Here is a 21,801-nt window from a genome sequence, read left to right as displayed (position 1 = left end):
GGCGGCGCCCCGGTACGTCCGCCGACGTGACCGGTGCTTCCCTCGGCGAGACCGGTGATTCCACCGATGTGCGGTCGCGGGGTGCGCCGTGACAGTGGTCCGGCCAGCGACAGCGGCGGGACCCACCGTCAGGCGGCACGGACCTCGGCAAGCAGCCGGGTACCGGCCGCCGCCGGGACGGCTCCGCCACGACCGAGAGGACGACTCCGTCGTGCAGCAGGAACACACCGAGAACACCCACCAGGCCACCACCGACCACGGCGCCCCCGCCAGGAAGGGGCGCCCCGTCGACCCCGCCGGCGGCGGAACGCGGCTCCGTTCGCTCGTGGCCGCACTGGCGGCGCTCGTGAGCATCGGCGCACTCGCCACGTTCACGGCCTCCGGGGCGCAGGCCGCGGCCAACCCGTACGAGCGCGGCCCCGCGCCGACCCGGTCGAGCATCGAGGCCCTCCGCGGCTCCTACGCGGTGTCGCAGACCACCGTCTCCTCCCTGGGGGTCACCGGCTTCGGCGGCGGCACCGTCTACTACCCGACCTCCACCGCGGACGGGACCTTCGGCGCCGTGGTGATCTCACCCGGCTTCACCGCCTACCAGTCGTCCATCGCCTGGCTGGGCCCCCGCCTGGCTTCCCAGGGCTTCGTCGTCCTGACCATCGACACGCTCACCACCCTCGACCAGCCCGACAGCAGGGGGCGCCAACTGCTCTCCGCCCTGGACTACCTGACGGAGCGCAGCACAGTCCGCACCAGGATCGACAGCAGCCGGCTCGGGGTGATGGGCCACTCCATGGGCGGCGGCGGCACCCTGGAGGCCGCCAAGAGCCGGCCCTCGCTGCAGGCGGCGATCGCACTCACGGGCTGGAACACCGACAAGTCCTGGCCCGAGATCCAGACGCCGACCCTGATCGTCGGGGCCGACGGCGACACGGTCGCACCGGTCCTCACGCACTCGGAGCCCTTCTACACGAGCCTCCCCGGCTCCCTCGACAAGGCGTACCTGGAACTCAACAACGCCACGCACTTCACCCCGAACAGCTCGGACACCACCATCGCGAAGTACAGCATTTCGTGGCTCAAGCGGTTCATCGACAACGACAGCCGCTACGAGCAGTTCCTCTGCCCGGTGCCGAGCCCCAGCCTGGCCATCGAGGAGTACCGGGGCAACTGCCCCCATACCTCCTGAGCCGACCCCGGCAGGTGGGAGGCCGCCCGTACGCTTCGGCCTCCCACCTGCTGCGTCCGGTCTTCCGCCGCTGTTTACACGGCAGTAACCTCACGGCGTGACCGGACACACGCGTGTGGACAGTCCTTGCCGGATATACGGCCGGACGACCGAACTGGCCGCGGTGGCAGCCCTGTCGGACCAGCTCCTGCCCCAACGCGTCGGAGCGCTCCTGCTCGCGGCGGAGCCCGGACTGGGCCGGAGCACCCTGCTGGCCCGGGCCGCCCGCGAGTTCACGCTCGGGCCCGTCCTGCGCCCCCGACCCCTCCCCCGGAACCTCCAATCCTACGACGGCCTGCGCGCGCTGCTGGGTGAGGCGGCCGGGGTACGGGGCGGGGCACCGCCGCCGGTCTCGTTCGGAGCGGGCCGGCCGGACGAACTGCCCGCGTTGCTGCGGCAGCTCCTCCCCGGGGGAGAGCCGCTGCTCGTCTGCGTGGACGACGTACACCTGTGGGACGCGCCCTCGCGGGCCGTTCTCGGCGCCGCCGTGCGGCACCCCGACCCGGGGCGCCCGATCGGACTCCTGCTCTCGCTGCCGGAACACCGTTCGGAGGAACTCGAGTTCAGCGGGTGGCCCGTGGTCCGTTTCGGCCCGCTGGACGACGACGCGGCGACCACCCTTCTCCGCGACCTCACCGGGGGATGCCTGGATCCCGCCGTGCGTGCGGAGTTGCTCTCCGAGGCCGAAGGGAATCCCGCCGTTCTGACGTCCCTCGCACAGCGCCTGACGCCGGATCAGCTCGGCGGCCGACGGCCGTTGCCCCGCCCGCTCATGGACGGCGGCGCCCTGTGGGCCACCTTCGGGAGCCGCCTCGCCCCGCTGCCGGCCCCCGCCCGGCAGCTCCTGCTCCTCGCGGCGGCCGCACAGGAGCCCGATCCCGACGCGGCGGGCGCGGATGCCTCCCTGGTCCTGCGTGCCGCCCGCAAGGCCGGCCTGGACCCGGCCGCGCTGGACCCCGCCGAGGCGGCGAGACTGGTGCACCACGACGGGGACCGCATCACCTTCACGGGCGCCTTGCTCCGCCGGACCGTCTACTCCGGCGCGCCGTCCTCGCGGCGTCGTGCCGCCCATGCCCTGCTCGCCTCGGTCATCGACGCCGACCGCTTCCGTCTGCGCCATCTCCTCCACCTCGCCCTGGCCGTGCAAGGGCCCGACGCCGTGCTCGCAGCCGGCCTCGACGAGGCGGCCGCTCCCGGCACGCCGACGTCCGGCATGGAACGCTCGGCCGCCCTGTCCAGGGCCGCCGAGCTCACCGCCCACGAGGGTGCCCGTACCGCACGCCTCACCGCCGCGGCGGACTACGCCCGTCTGTCGGGACATCCCCGCAGGGCGCGCCGGCTTCTGGCGGCCACCCGGGAGGGCGCGTCCCCCGATGCGGTGCAGGGCCGCACAGAACTCGTCCGGGGCAGCATGGCCTTGCGGGACGGCCCGGTCGGTGACGCCTACCAGGCGCTGCTCATGGCCGCGGAGCACCTCGACCCGACCGACGCGGAGGCGGCTCTGGAAGCCAGGATGGAGGCGATGGACGCCGCGTGGGCCGCGGGCGACGCCGCCGCCTGCATCGCGGCCCTCACCGAGGCCCCGCTCACGACTCCACCACGGGACACCGCGTTCGCCTACGCGCCGACGGGGCCGGCCGCCCCGTTCTCGCCGGTCCGGCGGATGGCGTCCGTACGGTCCGGCCCCCATCCGCACCGCCAGACCCAGACCCAGACCGAGCCCCATCCCGCCGCTGCTCCCCGGCATCCGATGCTCGACTACCGAGCGGGGCTGCGCACCGCGATCGACGGGCACCCGGCCGAGGCCGAACCGCCGCTGCGCCGGGTCCTCGACCGTGCGCAGCACGACGACGACCCCACCCGCCTGCTGCGGGCCGGGGTCGCCGCGCTCGTGCTCGGCGACATCGCGGCGGCATGCCGGACCAATGCGCGGGCCCTGGCCGTGTCCCGGTCGCGGGGGCTGGCCTCCCTCACCCCGCGGATCCTCGAACACCTCGCGTACGCCGAGCTGCGGGCCGGCCAGCACGCGCGGGCCCGGGCCCACGCGCAGGAAGGCCTCCGCGCCGCCCACCGGGCCGGCCAGCGCAACGTGGCCGCCGGTCAGCACGCGATCCTGGCCCTGGTCGCCTCGGTCGAGGACGACGCGGCCGCCGTCGCCGCGCACGCCGGAGCAGCCGTCGCGATCGCACGCCCGCACGGGCTCCTCCAAGCCGTCACCCTGGCCGAGTGGGCCTCGGCGCGCGCCGACCTGTGCCGCGGCCGTCCTTTCGAGGCCGCCGCCCGGCTCGGCCCGCTGACCCGGCCGGGGCCCGGGCGCGGCCACTTCGCCGTCCGCATGCTCGCCCTGCCGTGCTTCGTGGAAGCGGCCGTACAGTCAGGGGCTTCGGCGGAAGCGAAGGCGGCCGTCGAGGAGTTCGCCCTCTGGGCAGCCCAGGGCACCGACCCGCAGGCACCGGCGCAGTTGGCCCGGTGCCGCGCCCTGATCGCCCCGCCGGACGACTCGGCCGACGCGCTCTACGCCCTGGCACTGGACCGACACGAGGCGGTGCACGGTGACTTCGAGCGGGCCCGCACCCAACTGCTGTACGGGAAGTGGCTGCGCCGTCGGCGCCGTCCGGCCGAGGCGAAGAACCGGCTACGGGACGCATTGGTCACTTTCGAGCGCTGCGGGGCCCCGGCCTGGGCCGAGCAGACCCGTGCCGAACTGCGGGCGACCGGTGAGGCACCCGCCCCCGCAGCGGAGGGCGGGCTGGCCCTGCTGACACCGCAGCAATTGCGGATCGCACGCTGTGTGGCCGAGGGCGCCACCAACCGGGAGGTGGCGCTGAGCCTCTCCGTCAGCCCGCGCACCGTGGACCACCACCTGCGCAACGTCTTCGCGCTGCTCGGAGTGCGTTCGCGGACGGAGCTCTCCCGGTTGGTGGACCGGGCCGAACGGGGCAGCGCGCGGCCGTGAGGGGTGGGGGTATGCGAAAGCGCCCGGCCGGAGGGATACCGGTCGGGCGTTTCGTGTCTTCGTGTTCCGCTGGTGGTTTAGTACCAGTGGTTGTTCTGCCAGAACGTCCAGGCGCCGGCGGGGCTGCCGTAGCGGGAGTTCATGTAGTCCAGGCCCCACTTGATCTGGGTGGCCGGGTTGGTCTTCCAGTCCGAGCCCGCCGAGGCCATCTTCGACGCCGGCAGGGCCTGGACCAGGCCGTACGCGCCGGAAGCGGAGTTCGTGGCGGTGTAGTCCCAGCCGGACTCGTGGGACACGATGTTGTTGAACGCCGCGAACTGCGCCGGGTCCTTGATCATCTGCTGGGCGATCGCCTTGGCACTCATCGGGGCGGCCTGCGCGGGAACCGCGGCCAGCATGGAACCGGCAACGCCCAGGGCGAGGACGGTACCCGCGAGGGTCTTCTTCGAAGCGGCGATGCGGCGGATGACGGCGTTGGACACGGACGAACCTTCCGAAGGGAACAAGGGCAGTCGCAGACACGCCGAAGACGTGCGTGAGCCACTCACGCGAGGGAGAGGGGATCGTCGGCGGGAGCGGGAGAACCCGGGAGAACCCGGGGGAACTCCGTCCGCCTTGCGACACATCCAGTTCTACGGGGGTAGAGCCCGCCTGGCAACGACCCCTCTTACTAGTGGCCCTCGCAGCCGAGGCGCAACGACCCCCCAGAGACCGGGCCGGTATCAGCGCAGGTCAGGGACGGTTCGAGAGGACCGGTAAGGGCCGTCCAAGGACTACTATCCCGCCTCATATGTGACCAAGGTCCTGTGGGGCGGGTCACCGCCGACAGCCCCGAATCTCACCCTGCGTTCCCAGCCGTACCCCTTTCGGAGGAAGGTTTGGGGTGCTTTGCGACCCCCGGATCGAAGGCCACAGGCCCAGCGAGGGTTGAGATCTTGGCCCGGAGAGGAAGAGGACAACTGTGAACACCACACGGAAGACCTCGTCCCGGCGCACCGTGCTCGCCCTGGGAGCCGGAGCGGCACTGGCCGCCTCGCTGCCGGCGGGCGGGAGCGCCTTCGCCGCGACCGCGTCCCCCGGCGGCAGCGACGCGGTCGCGCACCGGCTGGCGGCACTGGAACGGGAGCATTCCGCCCGTCTGGGCGTCTACGCCCATGACACCGCCACCGGCCGCACGGTGCGGTACCGGGCGCAGGAGCGCTTCCCCCTCTGCTCGGTCTTCAAGACCCTCGCCGTGGCCGCCGTCCTGCGCGACCTCGACCGGGACGGGGAGTTCCTGGCCAAGCGCGTCCGCTACACCGCGCAGGAGGCCTCCGCCTCCGGGCACGCCCCGATCACCGGCCGGGCGGAGAACCTCGCCCGCGGGATGACCATCGCGGAGCTGAGCGATGCCGCGATCCGCTTCAGCGACAACGCCGCCGCCAACCTCCTCCTGCGCGAGCTGGGCGGCCCGGCTGCCGTCACGCGCTTCGCCCGCTCGACCGGGGACGGGGTGACCCGTCTGGACCGGTGGGAACCGGACCTGAACACCGCCGAACCCCGGCGGGTGACCGACACCACCACTCCGTACGCGATCGGGCGGACCTACGAGCGCCTCGTCCTCGGCACCGCGCTCGATGCGGCGGACCGGCGGCGGCTCACCGACTGGCTGCTGGGCAACACCACGGGCGGCGAGCGGCTGAGGGCCGGACTGCCGGGGAGCTGGACCGTGGCGGACAAGACCGGCGCGGGCGCGTACGGCACCAACAACGACGTGGCCGTCGCCTGGCCACCCGGCCGGCCTCCTCTCGTCATCGCCGTCCTGACGACCAAGCCCCGATCCGACGCCACGCCCGACAACCCCCTCATCGCCCGGACCGCCGCTCTCCTGGCCACGGCGCTGACCGCGAAGTGATCCACGGCCGAGCCGACACCCGAGCCGCTCGGGGTCGGGCCCCGCTCTCAGAGCTCCGTCATCCGGAGCTCGACCGCCAGCCGGCCCGGCCGCCCCTCCTCCGCCACCAGCGGCCGCCCCACCCGGGCGGTCTCCGCGCACAGGAAGTGCCGGTGTTCCTGCGGCGCGAGGTCCGCCATTCCCCGCGCGAGTTCGGCGCCCGGGTTCCAGACCACCACGTCGCTGTGGTCGTGGTGGGCGAGGGCCACGATTCGTCCGAGCACCTCGTCGCGCACCGTGGTGACGGGCGCCGGCGCCGTCTGGAACCGCTCGACGTGGTCGACGGGGGTGAGCGTGCCGTCTTCGTCCTCGTAGCGGCGCCGGGTGATGCCGTCGGTGTGTTCGGGGCCGAGGCCCGCGAGGTGCGCCCGTCCCAGGTCGCCGATCCGTACGTAGGTGTGGAGCGCGGCGGTGGCGGTGTGGTCGCCCCGGTCCTCGATCTCGATGAGGCAGCTGTCGGTCAGGGTGTACCGCACCACGAGGACGAACTCCTCGGGCCACAGTGCGCGGGTCGCCTCCGAAGGCCGCAGCGTGCATTCCACGACGACCCGGTCCGCGTCCTCCTCCCACCCCGTCAGCTCCCAGTCGGTGGTCCGCGCGAACCCGTGCGAGGGCGACCCGGCGGGACCGGACGGGCCGAACCACGGCCAGCACAGCGGGACTCCGCCGCGCACGGCCGTTCCGCGCCGCCACAGGTCGGGGTCGGCTGACCACAGCACGCCGGGGTCGTCGGGTCGGGCGCCGGCCGGGCGCCAGCTGACGAGCTGTCCGCCCTGGAGGCTCAGACACGCCTGTCCGGCGCGCGGGTGGTCCACGACGAGGACGGGGAAGTCCGCGTACCTGCGGCGGGTGAGCGCCGGGGAGAGCTGCTCCTCGACGGGCAGGGTCCGGAACTTCTCGAAGATCTGATCCATGCCCCGACCTTGCTGCACGGCAGCGGACGGGTCAAATCATCATGGTTGGGGAGAGTTGCACTCTTCGTGGTGCTTGCGGCCGGTGTCTTTCAATTGCCTCGCTCCTCGTCCACCCCTTGTTGCACGATGGCCGCATGAGCACCTCCCCGCAGCCCCCGCACCATTCCTCCCGGCCCGGCCGGGAGGCCGCGGTCCGGCTCCTCGCCTCGCTCGCTCCCCTCGCTCACCGCGAGCGGATCCGCGCTGCCGTCGCCCAGGTGCGTGCGCTGCCCCCGGCCGAGGTGCCCGGCCTGCTCGCGGAGCTCGCCGACCCCGACCGGCACGTGCCCGACACCCGGGCCACCGCACTGATCTGCGCACGTGCCGTCCCCTCCGACCCGGCCCACGGTGAGCGGCTGGCGGACCTGCTCGTCGCCGGGCTCACCGACCCGCACGGGGCCGTACGCGCCCAGGCGCTGGCCGCGCTGTGCACCGGCCGCATACGCCCGACCGCCGAGGTCCTGGTGACCGACCGGGTCACGGCCGCGGCCCGGGAACAGCTCGTCGCCGCCCTCCACCGCACCCCGGGCTCGCTCCCCGATGCCCTGATCGACTCCGTCCGCGCGACCTGGGGCGACCGCGAGGCGGCCCGGCTGCTGCCCGCCTGCTCCCCCGCGACGGTGCGGCGTCTGCTGCCGGAGCTCCGGCACGCCCTGCACTCCTGGCTGCCGTTGGCGCGCCGGGTGCCCGAGGTCGTGTACGAGACCGTCGTACGGGAGGCCGAGTCGCAGGCACCGGCCGCCCGCGAGCTCTGGTGGCTGCTGGCGGCCCGCGACCCGCTGGCCGCGCTGGCGCAGGTGAGCCCGGGTGCGGCGCTGGACCTGTTCGAGCGGGTCGGCCCCGAGCGGCTCCCGGCCGGGCTGGTCCCGCATCTGCCCGCGTTCGTCGCCCACCGGCCCCGGCTCGCGGCGCGGTTGTGGGGGCGGGGCCGTCTCGTCCTCGCGGCGAGGACCCTGTCCGGAAGCGGGGCGCGCCGGTTCGCCGCCGCCGTCCCCGAGGACGAACTCGTCGCGGCGGTGCGTGCGGCGGCGGTCCCCGCGCCCGTGCTCGCGGTGCTCCTGCCCGCGCTCCCGCCCGGTCGGCGCCGGGCGGTGCTGGACGCGGTCCGGGCCGAAGAGGGCTTCGCACCCGCCGCCTCCGCGGGCTCCGAGACGGCGGTGCTCCCGGCCGAGCTGATGCGCGTACTGCCCGCCCGGGACGCCGCGCCCTTCGCTCTCCACGCCCTCGAACGGGCGCGGACCCGGGGCGCCGAGCCGGTCGAGCTGCTGGCGCTGAGGGCCTTCCTTCCGTACGAGGACGAGGCCGAGGCGCTCCGGGGCGACACCCGACGGGCGGACTCCGAGGGGCGCGCGGCAGCCTGGCGGGCTCTGGTGCACGCGGCCGCGCGGGCCCGGCGTCCGGAGGTGACCACCGAGGTACTGACGGAACTGGCCCGCCTGCGCTCCGAGCAGGACCCGGTGCGCCAGACCGCCTTGGGCGCTCTGAGCGCCCTGCCCACGCGGACCTTCACCGCGGCCGCGGTGCCGGCGCTGGAGCGGATCGCCTCGGACGCGCTCGCCGCGCGGGACCTCTCGTACGGCACGCTCGCCGCCCTCACCCATCTCGCGGGGCGTCTGCTGCACACGACTGCGGACGGGACGCACTCCGCTCCGGAGCCCTCCGTAGCGGATGGCGGCGAGCTGCCGGCGCTCGCCGCGTGGGCGGTCCGTACGCTGGTCCGCGCCGACGGCCCCGACACGCCCGGCGGCGGGTTCGGCAGGTTCGTGACGCAGGCCCTGCGTACGGAGCCCCCGGCCACCGCGGCCCGGGCGCTGCTCGACGCCGTGCGTCCCGTGGTGACGGAGTCCCTCGACGCGGGCGATCCCGTCCCCGCGCTCTCCCTCGCCGAGTCCCTTTCGTCGGACCCGTGTTGGGAGCGGGCCGAGCCCTGGCTGGCGGAGGTCGTGGAGCGGATCGCGCTGACCGGCGCGCGCGGGCCGGCGGAACGCGCCTGTGTGCTGTGGCTGGCCTCGGCGGGCCCGCGTGCCGAGCGCATCCGCACCCTGCTCGCCGCGGATCCGTCCGCCGTCGTGCTGCCGCGTGTGGTGGAGCTCGTGGCGCGGCAGGCCGACGATTTGCTGCCCGCTTTCGCCTCCACGCCCCTGGACTCGCCGCCACGCGGCCGGTTCCACGATCCGGAGCGGATCGTGGGCGGGTCCCTGCGGCAGGTCCTGCCCCCGGTACGGGGGTACGCGCACCGGTGGACCGACGCGACGTGCGCAGCCGTGGCCGACTGGCTCGCGGCAGGGCTGCGGGCGCGGGCGCATCCGGAGCGGTCCCCCGGTGACGCGCTCCTGCGGGAGCTCGCGGCGGTGCCGGGCGGCGGCGGGCTGTCTGCGGTGCGGGAGGCCGCGGAATCGGAACACGTACCGACGGCCGAGGCGGCCCTCGCCGCGCTGCCCGGCGCCGACCGGCCCGGCCTGGTCCTGCCCGACCTGCTGGCGCGGGCCGACGGCGACCGGGCGCGGGTCGCCGTGTACGGGATCGGACGGGTCTGCGCGCACGTGCCGCCGGCGGAACTCGCGGAGCGGTTCCGGCCCGTGCTGGAGCGGGCCACGGGCACGAAGGTGACGAGCCGCAAGGAGATCGTCCGGCTGGCGGCGGACCGGCTGCCGGCGGCGCTGGCGGGCGAGTTGCTGGTGGCGGCCTTCTCGGCGCCGGGGCAGCACCGGGACGTCCGGGCGGCGGCGGTGACGCGGGCGGCGCAGCTCGTGACGCTGGGGCCGGTGGAGGCGTGCCTCCGTACGACGGCACGGGAGGGTTCGAGGGCGGAGCGGGAGGCGTTGCTGCGGGTGGACCCGCTCGCCCTGCCGACGGCGGCGCGGGAGCCGTACGGGAAGCTCGTGGCCGAGGTGTGCCGCCGGTTCCTCACGGAGGAGCCCGCGCACGGCGCCTCCCCCGAGGGTGCGGGCCGGGCCCCCGACGGGGCGCCCGAGGAGGCGCCGGACGCGCGGACGGTCGCCGAGGCCTGCCGGGTGCTGCGCCGTTGGGCCCTCGTGGTGCCGTCCGCCGTGGACGCGGGCCTGCTGCCGCGTCTGGCGGTCGAGCCCGGGAGCCACGAGGCCGTGTGGCGGGCCGCGGTGGAGGCGGTCGTGGACGCGGCACGGGTCGACCCGGACACGTACGGTCCGCCGTTGGAAGCGGTCACGGCGGCGCTGCTGGCCCGGCACGGACGGGAGGCCCGGGCGGACTCCCGGGCGCGGGGGCGCGGCGCGCCGGCCGAACCGGCGGAACAGGACCCGCGCAACGCCCTGCACCGGATCGCGGTGCTCGCGGGGTGCCTGGAACGAACGGCCGGGCAGAGCCTGCCCGAGGCCTGCCGGCCCGTCTGGCAGCACGCGGTCGCGCTGATCGCGGAGCAGGACGCGAGCCTGCGGTGGGCGGTGACGGCCCGGACGGCGCTGTGGGACCCCGCCGCGCCGCCGGCCGAGCGGGCCCGGGAGCTTCGGGCACAGGCCCGGGCCGTACACGACCGCCCGCTGCTCGCGGCCCGTACGGCGGTGGCGATGTCCCGCCGCTCGCCCCGGGTCTCCCCGGCCGAGCTGGCGGAGGCGCGGGACGCGGCGCTGGCGATCGGGGCGTCGGGGACGCGGTGGTTCACGCGGCGCCGGAACGGCACGCTCCCGCCCCGGGACGGGCTGTTCGCGGGCCTGTACGCGGTGGCCCTGGCGGAGGACCACGCGAGCCGGGCGGCGTCGACGGGCGGTGAACTCGGCCCGGCGCTAAGGGTGCTGCGAGACCTGCGAGCCCACTCCGTCCCGGAGGTCCGCGACGCGGCGGACGAGGCCCTCACGACGTGGGAACGCACCTGAGGGGCAACCCCTCTGACGCCGCCGCGCGCCACGTGCCCCAGACCGTTCCCGTCCCGCCTCCCCCGCAGCGGGACGGGACGGGAACGGCCCCGCGCCCACACCGAGACACCTCGACGGACTCCACGGGGGCGGGCTCGACGCACATGGACTCCGGACAGGCGTGCCCCACAGGCCGACTCCGGAGCCCGACTTCGCGGAGGCGGATTCCGCAAGGCGGGTCCGCGTGAGCGGGATCCGCCCGGGGCTGAAGTGCCGTAGGGGCCGTGCGGCAGGGGGAACCGGGGCCGGGGCCAAGGGCCCTGTTCGGGGGGACCATCGGCGGCTCGGGGGTGGGGTTCCCCCTGGCTAGGGTCGTAGGCATGACCACTCAGCGCATCCTCGACCTCGACCGCGACGCGCTCTCCGCCCTGCGCGGCCGCGATCTGACCCGGGCGGTGGCCGCCGCCGAGGGCCGGACCATGGTGGCCGAGGTCTTCGCCGAGCGCGCCGCGCTCTCCCCGCACCCCGACGGCCGCGGCGTGCACAACGCCGAGCTGGTGGCGGCCTTCGGCGCCGACATCGTCATCCTCAACCTCATCGAGCGGGCCTGGGACGGGGAGCGGCTCGTCATGCCCGGCCTCGGTACCTTCACGTCCTTCACCGATCTCGCCCGCCTGATCGGTCGCCCCGTGGGCGTGAACCTGGAGCCCGGCGACGTCCCGGAGATCCGCCGCGCCACCTCCGAGCACGCCCGGCGCCTCATCGACATGGGCGCCGCACTGCTGTGCATCACCGCCAACCCCGGAACGGGCGGCACCTACGACGGCATGGCCCGGGTCACCGAGGAACTGCGCAAGGGGCTCGGTGACGACGCGGCCCTGTGGTCGGGCAAGATGCACCACGCGGGCTGCCCCGAACGCGTCACGCCCGCCCGGCTGACCGCCCTCGTCGACGCCGGAGCGGACGGCGTGGTCGCCCCGCTGCCGGGGACGCTGCCCGGCATGACCCGCGAGCTGGCCGCGACGGCCGTCGCCGCGGTCCAGGACGCGGGCGCGATCGTCATGGGTGCCATCGGCACCAGCCAGGAGGGCTCGCACGCGAACGTGGTGCCGCAGCTCGCCCTCAACGCCAAGGAAGCCGGCTTCGACGCCCACCACTTCGGCGACTCCTACCTCCCCGGCATGTGCGACCCCGAGGTCATGTACGCCTACTCGGTGGCCATCCGCGGCCGCCGCCACACCTGGAACCGGATGTCCTTCGCCCCCGGCCGCTCCGCCCACGCCGAGGCCGCACCGGGCGGCACCTGGTAGCCCTGTCCGCCCTGTCGATGGACCCGTCACAGCCCGGGGATCAGGACCAGCCGGAGGTGGTCGAGGCCGAGGCCGTCGAAGCCCTCTGCCTGTACGAGGACGACCGAGGCGTCGGCCCCCTCGAACCCGTCGAACCGAAGGGTGAAGCACGGGTCCGCATCGATGAGTTGCTCGAGGATCTCGCGGGCTGCGAGATCGAGAGGCGGCGAGATCACGGCCTCCCACGCACCCGCGTCGGCGCTGGTGGCCGTCACTTCGACGGAGACGCGCACCAGGCAGGTGGACGCGTTGGCCCACCACTCCAGCCGCGCCGTCCCCTCGCAACGATCCATCCCCTGATCGTAGACGCAGGCCGCTGCCGGCTCCGGGGAGTGGGGCCGCGCGCGTTGGGCATCCGCAGGACATGGACAACTCATCGCACGACGCGGAGCGCGAACCCGCACCGCGAAGAGAGCCGCGGCGGCTGCCGTGGTGGGGACGGGCCGTCGGTGGGCTGGCAGTGCTCGCGGTGGTCCTGGTCCTGGTTGGCCGTTTCAGTCTTCTGCCCGGCTTCGGCGACCTGTTCCGCGAGGACACCGTGGACCGCTCGGGGCCGGTCCTGCTCAAGTCCATCCAGGACATGCACCGTTACGAGGGAGCCGCCGGCAACTTCCAGGTCGTGGTGGATCTGGAGAAGGACGCGGCCTTCCTGCCGGACTCCGTCCGGGGAACGCGGACCCTCTACGTCGGAGCGGGCTCCGTGAGCGGTTACGTGGACCTGGGCGGGCTAGGCGAGCAGGCCGTCACCGTGAACGAGGAGCGCACCAAGGTCTCGCTCCGCCTGCCCCACGCCGTCCTCGGCACGGCGGCGCTGGATCTGGACCGTTCCTACGCCGTGTCCAAGCAGCGGGGCCTGCTGGACCGGCTGGGCGACCTGTTCACCGACAATCCGGCCGGTGAACAGGCCGTACAGCGCCTGGCCGTTCAGCACATCACGGAAGCGGCGCGCGACAGCGGGCTCGTGGAGCGCACCGAGAAGAACACCACGACGATGCTGGAGGGCCTGCTCCGCTCCCTGGGCTTCCAGGAGGTCACGGTCGGCTACGTGTGACGCCGCCGAACGCGCGCCTTCAGATTGACGTCTGACGCAGTACCAGGGAAACGAAGCCCCAGGTGTCCCGGTAGGTGCGCAGCCATTCGGTGCGGCGGGCGGTGGCCGTCGCCGGCACGTGCCCGCTGTCCGGATCGGCGGGGTGGTCCAGGGCCCATGAGGCCAGTGACCCCATCGAGCACGCGTTCGTCGCCGCGCGGGGACTTTATCGGGTGATCGACATGGGCGATCCCGGAGATCTGTTCACGGTTCACCGGCGCAGCCTGCCGGCACCCGGAGGTCGGACGCATCTCCCTTTCGATCACGGACTCGAACATCCGTGTATGACACATCCGGGGATGCCCGGACCCGTGCGATCCCTCCCAGTGGATCTCCACGGCGCGCGCGGGCGCTCAAATGCCGCGCTTGAAAGGGAGCTTGACCGTTGTCAGAGACGGACGTGGGCGTGGACGTGGTGCGGGAGTCGGCACGGGCCGGACGGGTCGTGTTCTTCGAGGAGTCCGCACGGGACGGCGCACAGGCGAAGACCTTGATGAGCGCCGGCTTCCGCGTGCGGCTCGCCCGCGAGCAGGGGGCGGTGTTCGGGGCCGACGGCCCCCGGCACATGGTCTTCGCCGCGGGGTTCCCCTCCGTGTGCGGTCAGGAGTACGAGGCGACCCGGCAAGTAGCGCTGGAAGCACAGGAGTCGGTGAGTCCGCGATCTGCCGGGGCATGGTGGAGGACGTACGGCTCGCGCTGAGCGCGGTACGCGGTGCGGCGCACGGGCGGATCATGGTGATCGTGGCCGCCTCGGAGGCCACGGCCCGCGCCCTGGTGCACAGTGACGCCCGCACGGCCCTGGACCGGGGCCTGGACGTGGTCAAGGAGGCCGTGGACCGCGCCGACGGTACGGCGGTGGACGTGTGCCTGGTGGACGCGCCCCGCGCGGACCACGCCTTGGTGGCCGAGTACGCGGGCCGGATGACGGCGCAGGGGGCGGCCACGATCGTGGTGGCCGACACGGTCGGCGACCTGCTGCCCGGCCAGACCCGGGACCTCTTCCGGCGGGTCGCCGACGGCGCCGGTCGGGACACGGTCCTGGTCTCGCACCTCCACAACGACCTCGGCCTCGGCCTCGCCAACACCCTGGCCGCCCTCGAGAGCGGTGCGCGGGTCGCGGCCTGTTCCTGGCTGGGCATGGCCGAGCGCAGCGGCATGGTCGCCACCGAGCAGCTGCTCTTCCTCCTCGCGCACGACCGGGCCAAGGCCGCGCACGTCCTGGGGCCCGACTGCGAGCCGTGGTGGACGCAACCGGACCTGACGCGGCTGCCGGGCATCGCCCGGATGGTGTCCGCGGAGACCGGGGTACCGCTCACCGTCACCACTCCGATCGTGGGCAGCGGGGTCGCCACGATCTCCACCGGAACCCCCTTCACCCACCCGCGCACCTTCCAGCCCTACGACCCCGAGCACCATTTGGGCCTCGCACCGACCGTGGTGCTGACCCACCTCGCCAGCCGGCGCGTGCTGCGCGCGGTCGCCGAGCGCCTGGGCCACCACCTGGATCCGGACCAGACCGGCGAGGCCCTGGCCTGGGTCAAGGACCGCGCCTACCGCCTGAACCAGGCCCAGGTCCCCGACGCGGACTTCGCCGCGTACCTCGATGCCCTCACCACCACCACGCCCACGCCAACGCCCGCACCCTGATCGGACTCACCCCATGTCGGACACCCGCCTTCCGGACACCGGCGCCGCCGCCGAAGCCTTGCGGGCCGGAAGGGCCGTCATCCTGCCCAACCCCAGCCCGCTCACCTACGTCGTCGCCGCCACCGCCCCCGGGGCCGTCAACGACGCGAAGGGCCGCCCTACCGGCCAGGAAGTCGCCCTCTGGGTCCACGACGACGCCGTCTGGCGCGCCCTCGCCACGGAACTGTCCCTGACACCGGCCGCGCTCCGCACCGCGTTCGCCCTGCTGCGCGAGGAACGGGTCACGCTCCTGGTGCCCGTACGCGCAGACGCGCGGCCGTCGCCCTGGACCGGACCCGCCCTCCGCGACGGCCACCTCCTGCTGTTCGGCGCACAGTGGGGGCCGCTGTCCGCCCTGCTGACGGGCTTTCCGCAGCTCTACGTCAGCAGCGCCAACCGGACCGGGCAGCCCCCGGCGGACACCGCGGCCCGGGCCACGGCGATGTTCGGGCCCGGCATCCCGGTCGTCGACGCCGAGGCCCTGCGCCGCCCCGGCACTCCCCACGCGGCCACCACCATGCTGCGCATCGGCTCCGGCGGAGACCTGGAGCACGTCCGGCGGGGAGCCCAGGACCAGGCACACGGCCCCGAACCCGAGGCCTATCTGGCACGCCTGCGGGCGGCGCACGGCGGCAGGTGAGGCCGATCAGCCCCGGCGCGCCCCTTCCAGGCGCCCGACCCGCCCCTTCTCCCCCGATGCCCAGCAGGCGCCGTCCGCCGTGCAGGCGACCGTGTCGAAGGAACCCGGGTCGAGCGCCCGCCAGGTGCGGCCGCCGTCCCCCGTCACGTCCGTGCCCGTCGGGCCCACCGCGAGGGCCGCGCCGGTCCCGTACGGGAACCAGGCCGCGCCCGAACGGTAGGCCGGCGGCGGGGTCGACGCCGGGCGCCAGCTCCGGCCCGCGTCCGAGGACACGGCGGCGGCCTGCGGGGAGGCCTGCCCGGTGCGGTAGTCGCCGCCGACCGCCAGGCCCCTCGTACGGTCCCTGAAGGCGAGGGCGAAGACGCCGCGCGCCGGGTCGCCCGCGGGAAGGGTGGACTCGGCGGCCTGCCAGGTGAGGCCGCGGTCCGCGGAGTGCAGCACCCGCGCGACCGGGCCCCCGCCGGTGGCCAGCCAGACGTCGCGCGGCCCGGCGGACACCAGGCACTGGCCGCTCGCCGCGAAGCCCGCCTCACCCGGCAGCGCGTCCGGCATCCCCGCATTCGGCAGCACCCGCCAGCTGCGGCCGCCGTCGTCCGTGGACAGGATGCGGAACTTGCCGTCGACCGGGTCGCTCATCGCGAGCCCGTGGCGGGAGTCGAAGAAGGTGAGGCAGTCGTAGAAGGCCCGCGGGTCGGGGTTCCGGAAGGTCTCCGTCCACGTGGCGCCGCCGTCCTCGGTGCGCAGCACCCGGGAGGCCTCGCCCTCGCCGATGGACAGGGCCACGGCGCGCCGCCCGTCGAAGGCCTCGATGTCCCGCAGCTCCAGCCCTTCCGCGACGGCCGCGGGCGGTGAGACGTCGCGCCAGCTTCGACCGCCGTCCGAGGTGCGCAGGACGGTCCCCTTCGAGCCGGCCACCCAGGCCGTGGACCGGCTCACGGCCGCCAGTCCCCGGAAGCGGGCGTCCTTGCCGGTCTCCTTCAGCGCCCAGCGCGCACTGCGGAGGTCCCGTGACCCGTCTGCGGCCTGCGCCGGGGCGGCCACCACCCCCAGCAGCAGAGCCGCCGCGCACATGCCAACTCCCAGAAGTCTCATGGCGCCGGAAGCTAACGCACCCCGGATTCGGCGTCCAGGGCGTGTCCCGGCCACCGCCTGCCCCTCGGATCCGGCCGCCGCCGCTGCGTCGCCGCTCTAGAGCACCCCCCGGAGCGTCCGGTACACCCGCAATTGCGCGACCTCGTAGGACAGCTCCGTGACCCCGGACTCCGGCGCCGGGTGGTACCGGCCCGCGCAGACCGAGAGGTTGACGATGAGGTAGGCGGACCAGCGACGGCCCACTCCCCTGCCGTCGCTGAAGACCCGGTCGCCGTTGACCCACCAGACGACCGAGCCCTTCCCGAACTCGACCTTCACGTCGATCCACGCTCCGGGCCGGACCGCCGGGTCGCGGTGGTAGCGGTGGGCCTCCCGGACGTGGTTGGAGAGTTCGAGGAGGTCAGGGTTGTCGGGGTGGTACTCGAAGACGTCGATCTCCTGGCCGCCGTCGCGCCAGGTCCAGATGGCGGGCCAGGCGCCGAGCTGTACCGGCAGCTTCACCCGGGCCTCCAGCACGTCTCCGGTGCGCACTTGGAAGCCCTCGTCACTGCCCTCGGTGGTGAGCAGCCCGCAGTCCCAGTCGCCGTCGGAGCGCGGTGTCGCCCGGAAGACCCCGCCGCGGCTGTAGGCGGGGTCGTCGGTGAGGTGGTCGAGCTTGTTGTCGCCCGGGTTGACGGGGCCGCCGTCGGGATAGGCCCAGGAGCGGCCGGCGATCCACTGGGTGGGCGAGGTGAAGTCGGCGGTGAAGACGGGAGTTCGGCGTGGGCGGGGCAGGAGCCTGAGACGTTCGATCATGTCCGAGAGCATGCGGGTTATCTGCCCGCCAGGAGCCCCCGTACACCTGGATTCTCACGCACCGCTATCGGACGAACACTTTGCGTTCCTACGCGGTGGGGCCGGGCGGTGCCAGTACCCGGGCCCACGCGTGCGCCGACTCTACGAGCGACTCCCCCTCTCCGTACTGGGCGGCGAGCACCACCCGGTCCGGGCGGAGCAGGACCGCGCCTCCGCGGAGCCAGTTGTCGAGCGCGCCCGTGGTGTCGATCGCGTACGAGGTGTTCTCGGTGCCCGGACATGCGGCGCCGGGCGGGAGCACGGTGAGGATCCGGGCGGGCACGGCACGTGCGAGACGGTCCTCGCCGGGGGTGAGGGGGCGGCAGGCGAGGAGCGCGAAACCGTCGCCGAGGAGGTCGTCGAGGCGTGCGGGCCGTCCGTCGGGTGTACGGATCGGGGGCTGGGGCGCGAGGTCGCCCGGGCGCGGGCTCCGCGTGGGGACGGGGGTTCGCCCGACGAGCGTTCCTCCGCGCAGGGCGGGGCTGAGGGTGGCCGGCACGGCGCGGGCCGGCAGCCGGGCACGGCGGCCGATCGCGAGACCTGCGCGGCGTGCGATCCGGGCGGCGGGGTGAGCGCTGGTCATGGCCCCGCCGATGAGGACCGCGGTGCGGACCAGGTGCACCGCGTGCGGGCGGCGTTCGCTCTCGTAGGTGTCGAGGAGGGATTCGGGGCTGTGCCCGTTGAGCACCCGTGCGAGTTTCCAGGCCAGGTTGTGGGCGTCGCGCAGGCCCGCACCGAGGCCTTGGCCGATGAAGGGCGGAGTGAGGTGGGCGGCGTCGCCGAGGAGGAAGACGCGGTCGTGGCGCCAGCGGTCGGCGACCTGCGCGCGGAAGGTGTAGCGGGCCGTGCGGACCACATCGAGATGGCGCTCGGGGATCGGCCCGGTCCACGGCGCGAGGAGCCGCAGGGTGCGGGCACGGTCCGCGATGGCCGCTTCGGCTTCCTGGTCGGCGAGGCGGAACTCCCAGCGGTAGCGGTCCTCGCCGATGCGCATGTAGGAGGCGGGGCGCGCGGGGTCGCACACCTGGTGTACGCCGTCCCAGGCGGGGAGCGGGACGGGACACCGGACGTCGACCACGAACCAGTGCTGAGGCGTGCCGAGGACCTGCGACCGGGAGCCGATGGCCCGGCGGGTCAGGCTCGTGGCGCCGTCGCATCCGAGGACTGCGGCGGCGTGCAGGGTGCGTTCGGCCCCGGTGGCGAGGTCTTTGACGCGCAGGGCTGCGGGACCGCCGGTACCGGAGGGCGGCAGGGTCAGGCCGAGGACCTCTGTGTTCCCGTGCAGGCGTATCGAGGGGTGCTCTTCGAGCAGGTCGCGGAGGGCTTCTTCGAGTTCGGGCTGGTCGAACATGTTGGCCTGGGGGTATCCGTGCGCTCCCGTGGGGGCATCGCGCAGGAACCGGGCCAGGACGCGGTGCCGGGAGTCCACGAGCTGCATGCCGAGGGCCGGGCGGCTGCGGGCGGCGAAGGGCTCGGCCGCTCCGACGGCCTGGAGGATCCGCACGACCTCGTCGTCCATGTGGACGGCGCGGGGCAGGGGGTAGGGGGCCCCGTGTCGCTCGAACACCTCGCAGGGCACGCCGTATCCCGCCAGCAGGAGGGCTGCCACCAGCCCTACGGGGCCCGCTCCGATGACGGCGACCGGGCCTGCCGCCCGGCGTTCGCCGGGGAGGCGGGTCATGAGTTCATGGCTTTCATCAGGGCGGTCAGTCGGGCCGGGTCGAGCTCGTTGTCCTGGCGCAGGGCGGTGAGCACGGTGCGCAGCAGGGCGGGTGAGGGGGTGGCTCCGAGGAAGTCCCGGGTGGCGGGCGGTCCCCACTGGGCCAGTCCCGAGGCGGACATGGCGGCCCAGCCGGGTTCGAGGGTGTGGTCGAAGAGGTCGCCGTCGGTGAAGTGCTCGACGAGGAAGCGGTCGGGATCGCGCCAGTAGTCGAAGATCTGGCTGCCCTGGATGTGACGGCCGATGCCCCAGGAGCGGCGGTAGCCGCGCTGGGCGAGGTAGGTGCCGCCGGCCGCGAGGGCGTCCAAGTCCGCGACCTGGTAGGCGGAGTGGACGTAGCCGGTGTCGGGGCCCAGGTGCAGGGCGAGGGTGTGGTGGTCCGCCGGCAGGCTGCCGCGGTCGCACCGGAGGAAGGCCATGGTGGGGCCGCGCTCGCGCTGCCGGAGGAGACGGTCGCCGTGCTCCGCGCGTTCCTCACGCAGTAGCCGACCGGGAGCACCTACCCGGCGTCGAGCTGGTGGTCGGCCCATACGTAGCTTTCGGGCAGCAAGTCGGCGATGAGGACGGTTCGGACGCGGTCGCCCTGGCCGACGATGACCTTCAGGGCGGGGAAGTAGTCGAGGAGGACTTGCCGGCACCGGCCGCACGGGGGGACGACCCCCCGGTCGCGGTCGCCCACGGCGACGATCGTGTCCAGCTCGTAGGCGCCCTGCGCCGCTGCCGCGCCGATGAGGACCAGCTCGGCGCAGGGACCTCCGGTGAAGTGATAGGCGTTCACCGCGGTGATGATCCGGCCGTCGCGGGCCCGGGCCGCGGCCGCCATGGTGTGGTTGTCGCCGCGGCATCGGGTGCGCGCGACGTCGGCCGCGGCCTGGACTAGTTCGTGGTCTGCGGGGTGAGCCTGCGCGGTCATCTTTCCTGTTTCCTGCCTTCGTGCGGTGTCAGGCCACGTTGCCCCGCGTGGCGATCTTGCGCAAGCGGGTATCACCCCGTCTATGGCCAAGACTCACCCTCGTTACGTAAGGTCCCTTTGGGGTTATCACTTATTACCTACCGAGGGGGATGGCAGCGATGCCGGACAGCGGGATCAGTGAGCTCGTGCGGATGTGGATCAGCGGCTGGGTGGTCTCCCGCGGCAGCTCGGACCCGATCGACGAGCCGTGGGGGTGGACGATCGACGTCGGGCAGCCCAAGCACGTCGCCCGCCACGTGCTGCCGGAACCCTCCGAAGCCGATGTGCGCAAGATCGCCGCCGCGACGAGCGCGCCCGGGACCTGGCTGAAGCTGTTCGCCGAGGAGCAGGCGGTCCTGCCCTGGGTCGGTCCGGGGTGGCGGAGCGACATCCCGGGCTTCTTGATGACCTGTCACCTCGTACCGGAGCACCCCGAGGTGCCGGCCGGTTACGCGCTCACCCGCTGGACCCGGGGTGGTGTCAGCCGGGTGCTGGTCCGTACGCGCGAGGGGCACTTCGCCGCCCGGGGACAGATCGCCCACGTCGGCTCCCACGTCGTGGTCGACCAGGTCGAGACCGCCGCCGAGCACCGGCGCAAGGGCCTCGGCGGCCTGGTGATGCGCACGCTCCAGAACACCGCGTACGAGGCCGGGGCGCGCACCGGCCTCCTGGTCGGAACGCCCGACGGCCGGGCGCTCTACTCCGCGCTGGGCTGGACCGCGCACTCCCCGATGACGAGCCTCTGGTACGAACCGTCCGCGGACGTCAGCTGATGCCGACGGTGAACGCCGCCCGGTAGCCGGCCGCGTCCGGTGACGGGTTCAGGGTCATCGCGGCGCCCGAGTCCCGGTAGCGGCCGTCCCGGGTGTTGGGGTGGGCCGGGGCCTTGCGGCGGGCGTAGGGCTGGAGCGCGTACACGCGCAGCAGGAGTTCCTCGGGGAAGAAGAACTGCGAGGTCGTCTCGGTGTCCCGGTCGGGGCGCACCTTGAAGTGGATGTGGGGCGCCAAGCCCCGGTACCAGCCCGGCACGATGGTGCGGAAGGTGCACCGCCCGGCGGCGTCCGTGAGCTGGGTGCCCCGCAGGAAGGTGTCCTTGCCGGTGGAGTAGGTGCCCGAGCTGTCCGCGTGCCAGACGTCGACCGCGGCGCCGGGGACCGGGCGGCAGCCGGCCGATGCCCGGAGCACGGTCAGGTCCAGGCGGAACGGCACGCCGGCGCGGCCTTCCGTGATGTCGGACCGCACCCGGTCCAGGTCGAGGTAGTACGGGCCCTCGCCGGCTTCCGTGGTCAGCACGCACGCCGGGCTGGACGATCCCGTTGCGGCCGCGGGCGCCGTCGGGGTCGCGTTCGAGGCCGGGGACGCGGGGCCCTCGGGCCGGCCTGCCGCCCCCCGGGTGGTCGCCGGACCCGAGCAGGCCGCCGCCAGTGCGGCGGCGCCGGCCGATCCGGCGGCCAGCAGGAGGGTGCGGCGGCTGGTCCGGGAGTTGCCGTTCTCCGTCATGCGCACCCCTTCGCACGGTTCTGGGGCCGTCGTGGCGGACGGCC

General features: G+C 74.3%; 18 protein-coding genes and 2 pseudogenes. 10 read left to right on the top strand and 10 right to left on the bottom strand.

From position 1 onward, the window contains the following. Positions 1-325: 325 nt before the first annotated feature. Together ACE1OC_RS39850 and ACE1OC_RS39845 are read left to right on the top strand one after the other, a co-directional pair. On the top strand, positions 326-1,183 hold the full coding sequence (locus ACE1OC_RS39850) for an alpha/beta hydrolase family protein (protein WP_407841832.1): 858 nt from the start codon (positions 326-328) through the stop codon (positions 1,181-1,183). Between the two features lie 97 nt (positions 1,184-1,280). Continuing rightward, a complete protein-coding gene (locus ACE1OC_RS39845; RefSeq protein ID WP_407841157.1) occupies positions 1,281-4,178 on the top strand; it encodes a helix-turn-helix transcriptional regulator in 2,898 nt (965 codons plus the stop codon). Between the two features lie 77 nt (positions 4,179-4,255). Here ACE1OC_RS39845 and ACE1OC_RS39840 read toward each other — a convergent pair whose 3' ends face one another. Further along, on the bottom strand, positions 4,256-4,660 hold the full coding sequence (locus ACE1OC_RS39840; protein ID WP_274551450.1) for a transglycosylase SLT domain-containing protein: 405 nt from the start codon (positions 4,658-4,660) through the stop codon (positions 4,256-4,258). A gap of 479 nt (positions 4,661-5,139) precedes the next feature. Between ACE1OC_RS39840 and bla the strand changes: the two genes are divergently transcribed. Then, entirely contained in the window at positions 5,140-6,072 is a 933-nt protein-coding gene (gene bla, locus ACE1OC_RS39835) for a class A beta-lactamase (protein ID WP_407841156.1), read from the top strand. 47 nt (positions 6,073-6,119) lie between these two features. On the opposite strand, the gene ACE1OC_RS39830 is transcribed toward bla, so the two are convergent. Continuing rightward, positions 6,120-7,025, bottom strand: coding sequence for a D-hexose-6-phosphate mutarotase (locus tag ACE1OC_RS39830; protein ID WP_407841155.1), 906 nt, complete (start codon positions 7,023-7,025; stop codon positions 6,120-6,122). A 134-nt stretch (positions 7,026-7,159) separates the two neighbouring features. On the opposite strand from ACE1OC_RS39830, the gene ACE1OC_RS39825 reads away from it, so the two are divergent. Both ACE1OC_RS39825 and ACE1OC_RS39820 read left to right on the top strand, forming a co-directional pair. Further along, a complete protein-coding gene (locus tag ACE1OC_RS39825) occupies positions 7,160-10,915 on the top strand; it encodes a hypothetical protein (protein WP_407841154.1) in 3,756 nt (1,251 codons plus the stop codon). Positions 10,916-11,274: 359 nt separating this feature from the next. Further along, on the top strand, positions 11,275-12,204 hold the full coding sequence (locus ACE1OC_RS39820) for a hypothetical protein (RefSeq protein WP_254385107.1): 930 nt from the start codon (positions 11,275-11,277) through the stop codon (positions 12,202-12,204). Positions 12,205-12,230: 26 nt separating this feature from the next. On the opposite strand, the gene ACE1OC_RS39815 is transcribed toward ACE1OC_RS39820, so the two are convergent. Continuing rightward, on the bottom strand, positions 12,231-12,536 hold the full coding sequence (locus ACE1OC_RS39815) for a hypothetical protein (RefSeq protein ID WP_407841153.1): 306 nt from the start codon (positions 12,534-12,536) through the stop codon (positions 12,231-12,233). Between the two features lie 71 nt (positions 12,537-12,607). Here ACE1OC_RS39815 and ACE1OC_RS39810 point away from each other — a divergent pair, with 71 nt between their 5' ends. Beyond that, positions 12,608-13,294 carry a DUF4230 domain-containing protein gene (locus tag ACE1OC_RS39810; RefSeq protein ID WP_407841152.1) on the top strand — a complete coding sequence of 229 codons (687 nt, stop codon included), beginning with the start codon at positions 12,608-12,610 and terminating at the stop codon, positions 13,292-13,294. Between the two features lie 19 nt (positions 13,295-13,313). Here the strand turns inward: ACE1OC_RS39810 and ACE1OC_RS39805 are convergent. Next, positions 13,314-13,466: pseudogene (locus ACE1OC_RS39805) on the bottom strand (SAM-dependent methyltransferase); the annotation flags it as partial. 252 nt (positions 13,467-13,718) lie between these two features. Here ACE1OC_RS39805 and ACE1OC_RS39800 point away from each other — a divergent pair. The 3 genes from ACE1OC_RS39800 to ACE1OC_RS39790 are packed head-to-tail and all read left to right on the top strand — an operon-like array spanning position 13,719 to position 15,659. Further along, on the top strand, positions 13,719-14,033 hold the full coding sequence (locus tag ACE1OC_RS39800) for a hypothetical protein (protein WP_407841151.1): 315 nt from the start codon (positions 13,719-13,721) through the stop codon (positions 14,031-14,033). After that, positions 14,006-14,980 carry a 2-isopropylmalate synthase gene (locus ACE1OC_RS39795; protein WP_407841150.1) on the top strand — a complete coding sequence of 325 codons (975 nt, stop codon included), beginning with the start codon at positions 14,006-14,008 and terminating at the stop codon, positions 14,978-14,980. Before ACE1OC_RS39800 ends, ACE1OC_RS39795 begins: the two co-directional genes overlap by 28 nt. Positions 14,981-14,993: 13 nt before the next feature. After that, entirely contained in the window at positions 14,994-15,659 is a 666-nt protein-coding gene (locus ACE1OC_RS39790; protein ID WP_407841149.1) for a hypothetical protein, read from the top strand. Positions 15,660-15,665: 6 nt separating this feature from the next. On the opposite strand, the gene ACE1OC_RS39785 is transcribed toward ACE1OC_RS39790, so the two are convergent. The 5 genes and pseudogenes from ACE1OC_RS39785 to ACE1OC_RS39765 all read right to left on the bottom strand — a co-directional run bounded on the left by ACE1OC_RS39785 (position 15,666) and on the right by ACE1OC_RS39765 (position 20,218). Next, positions 15,666-16,751, bottom strand: a complete 1,086-nt coding sequence (locus tag ACE1OC_RS39785; protein WP_407841148.1) for a WD40/YVTN/BNR-like repeat-containing protein — start codon at positions 16,749-16,751, stop codon at positions 15,666-15,668. Between the two features lie 96 nt (positions 16,752-16,847). Next, on the bottom strand, positions 16,848-17,546 hold the full coding sequence (locus ACE1OC_RS39780; protein WP_407841147.1) for a glycoside hydrolase family 16 protein: 699 nt from the start codon (positions 17,544-17,546) through the stop codon (positions 16,848-16,850). 88 nt (positions 17,547-17,634) lie between these two features. Continuing rightward, a complete protein-coding gene (locus ACE1OC_RS39775) occupies positions 17,635-19,266 on the bottom strand; it encodes a bifunctional 3-(3-hydroxy-phenyl)propionate/3-hydroxycinnamic acid hydroxylase (protein ID WP_407841146.1) in 1,632 nt (543 codons plus the stop codon). Then, positions 19,263-19,745: pseudogene (locus ACE1OC_RS39770) on the bottom strand (2,3-dihydroxybiphenyl 1,2-dioxygenase); the annotation flags it as partial. The gene ACE1OC_RS39775 and the pseudogene ACE1OC_RS39770, both read right to left, overlap by 4 nt. Before the next feature lie 59 nt (positions 19,746-19,804). After that, the gene (locus ACE1OC_RS39765) at positions 19,805-20,218 is read right to left on the bottom strand and encodes a cytidine deaminase (protein WP_407841145.1); all 414 of its coding nucleotides are present in this window, start codon (positions 20,216-20,218) and stop codon (positions 19,805-19,807) included. Between the two features lie 149 nt (positions 20,219-20,367). Between ACE1OC_RS39765 and ACE1OC_RS39760 the strand changes: the two genes are divergently transcribed. Beyond that, positions 20,368-21,030, top strand: coding sequence for a GNAT family N-acetyltransferase (locus ACE1OC_RS39760; RefSeq protein WP_407841144.1), 663 nt, complete (start codon positions 20,368-20,370; stop codon positions 21,028-21,030). On the opposite strand, the gene ACE1OC_RS39755 is transcribed toward ACE1OC_RS39760, so the two are convergent. After that, positions 21,023-21,757 carry an intradiol ring-cleavage dioxygenase gene (locus ACE1OC_RS39755; protein ID WP_407841143.1) on the bottom strand — a complete coding sequence of 245 codons (735 nt, stop codon included), beginning with the start codon at positions 21,755-21,757 and terminating at the stop codon, positions 21,023-21,025. The two genes, ACE1OC_RS39760 and ACE1OC_RS39755, sit on opposite strands and share 8 nt — an antisense overlap. Positions 21,758-21,801 lie beyond the last annotated feature (44 nt).

The sequence above is a fragment of the Streptomyces stoeckheimensis genome (assembly GCF_045822005.1).
Lineage (GTDB): Bacteria > Actinomycetota > Actinomycetes > Streptomycetales > Streptomycetaceae > Streptomyces > Streptomyces stoeckheimensis.
The sequence above is the reverse complement of the archived record's forward strand: the minus strand, read 5'-3'. Positions and strand labels throughout refer to the sequence as shown.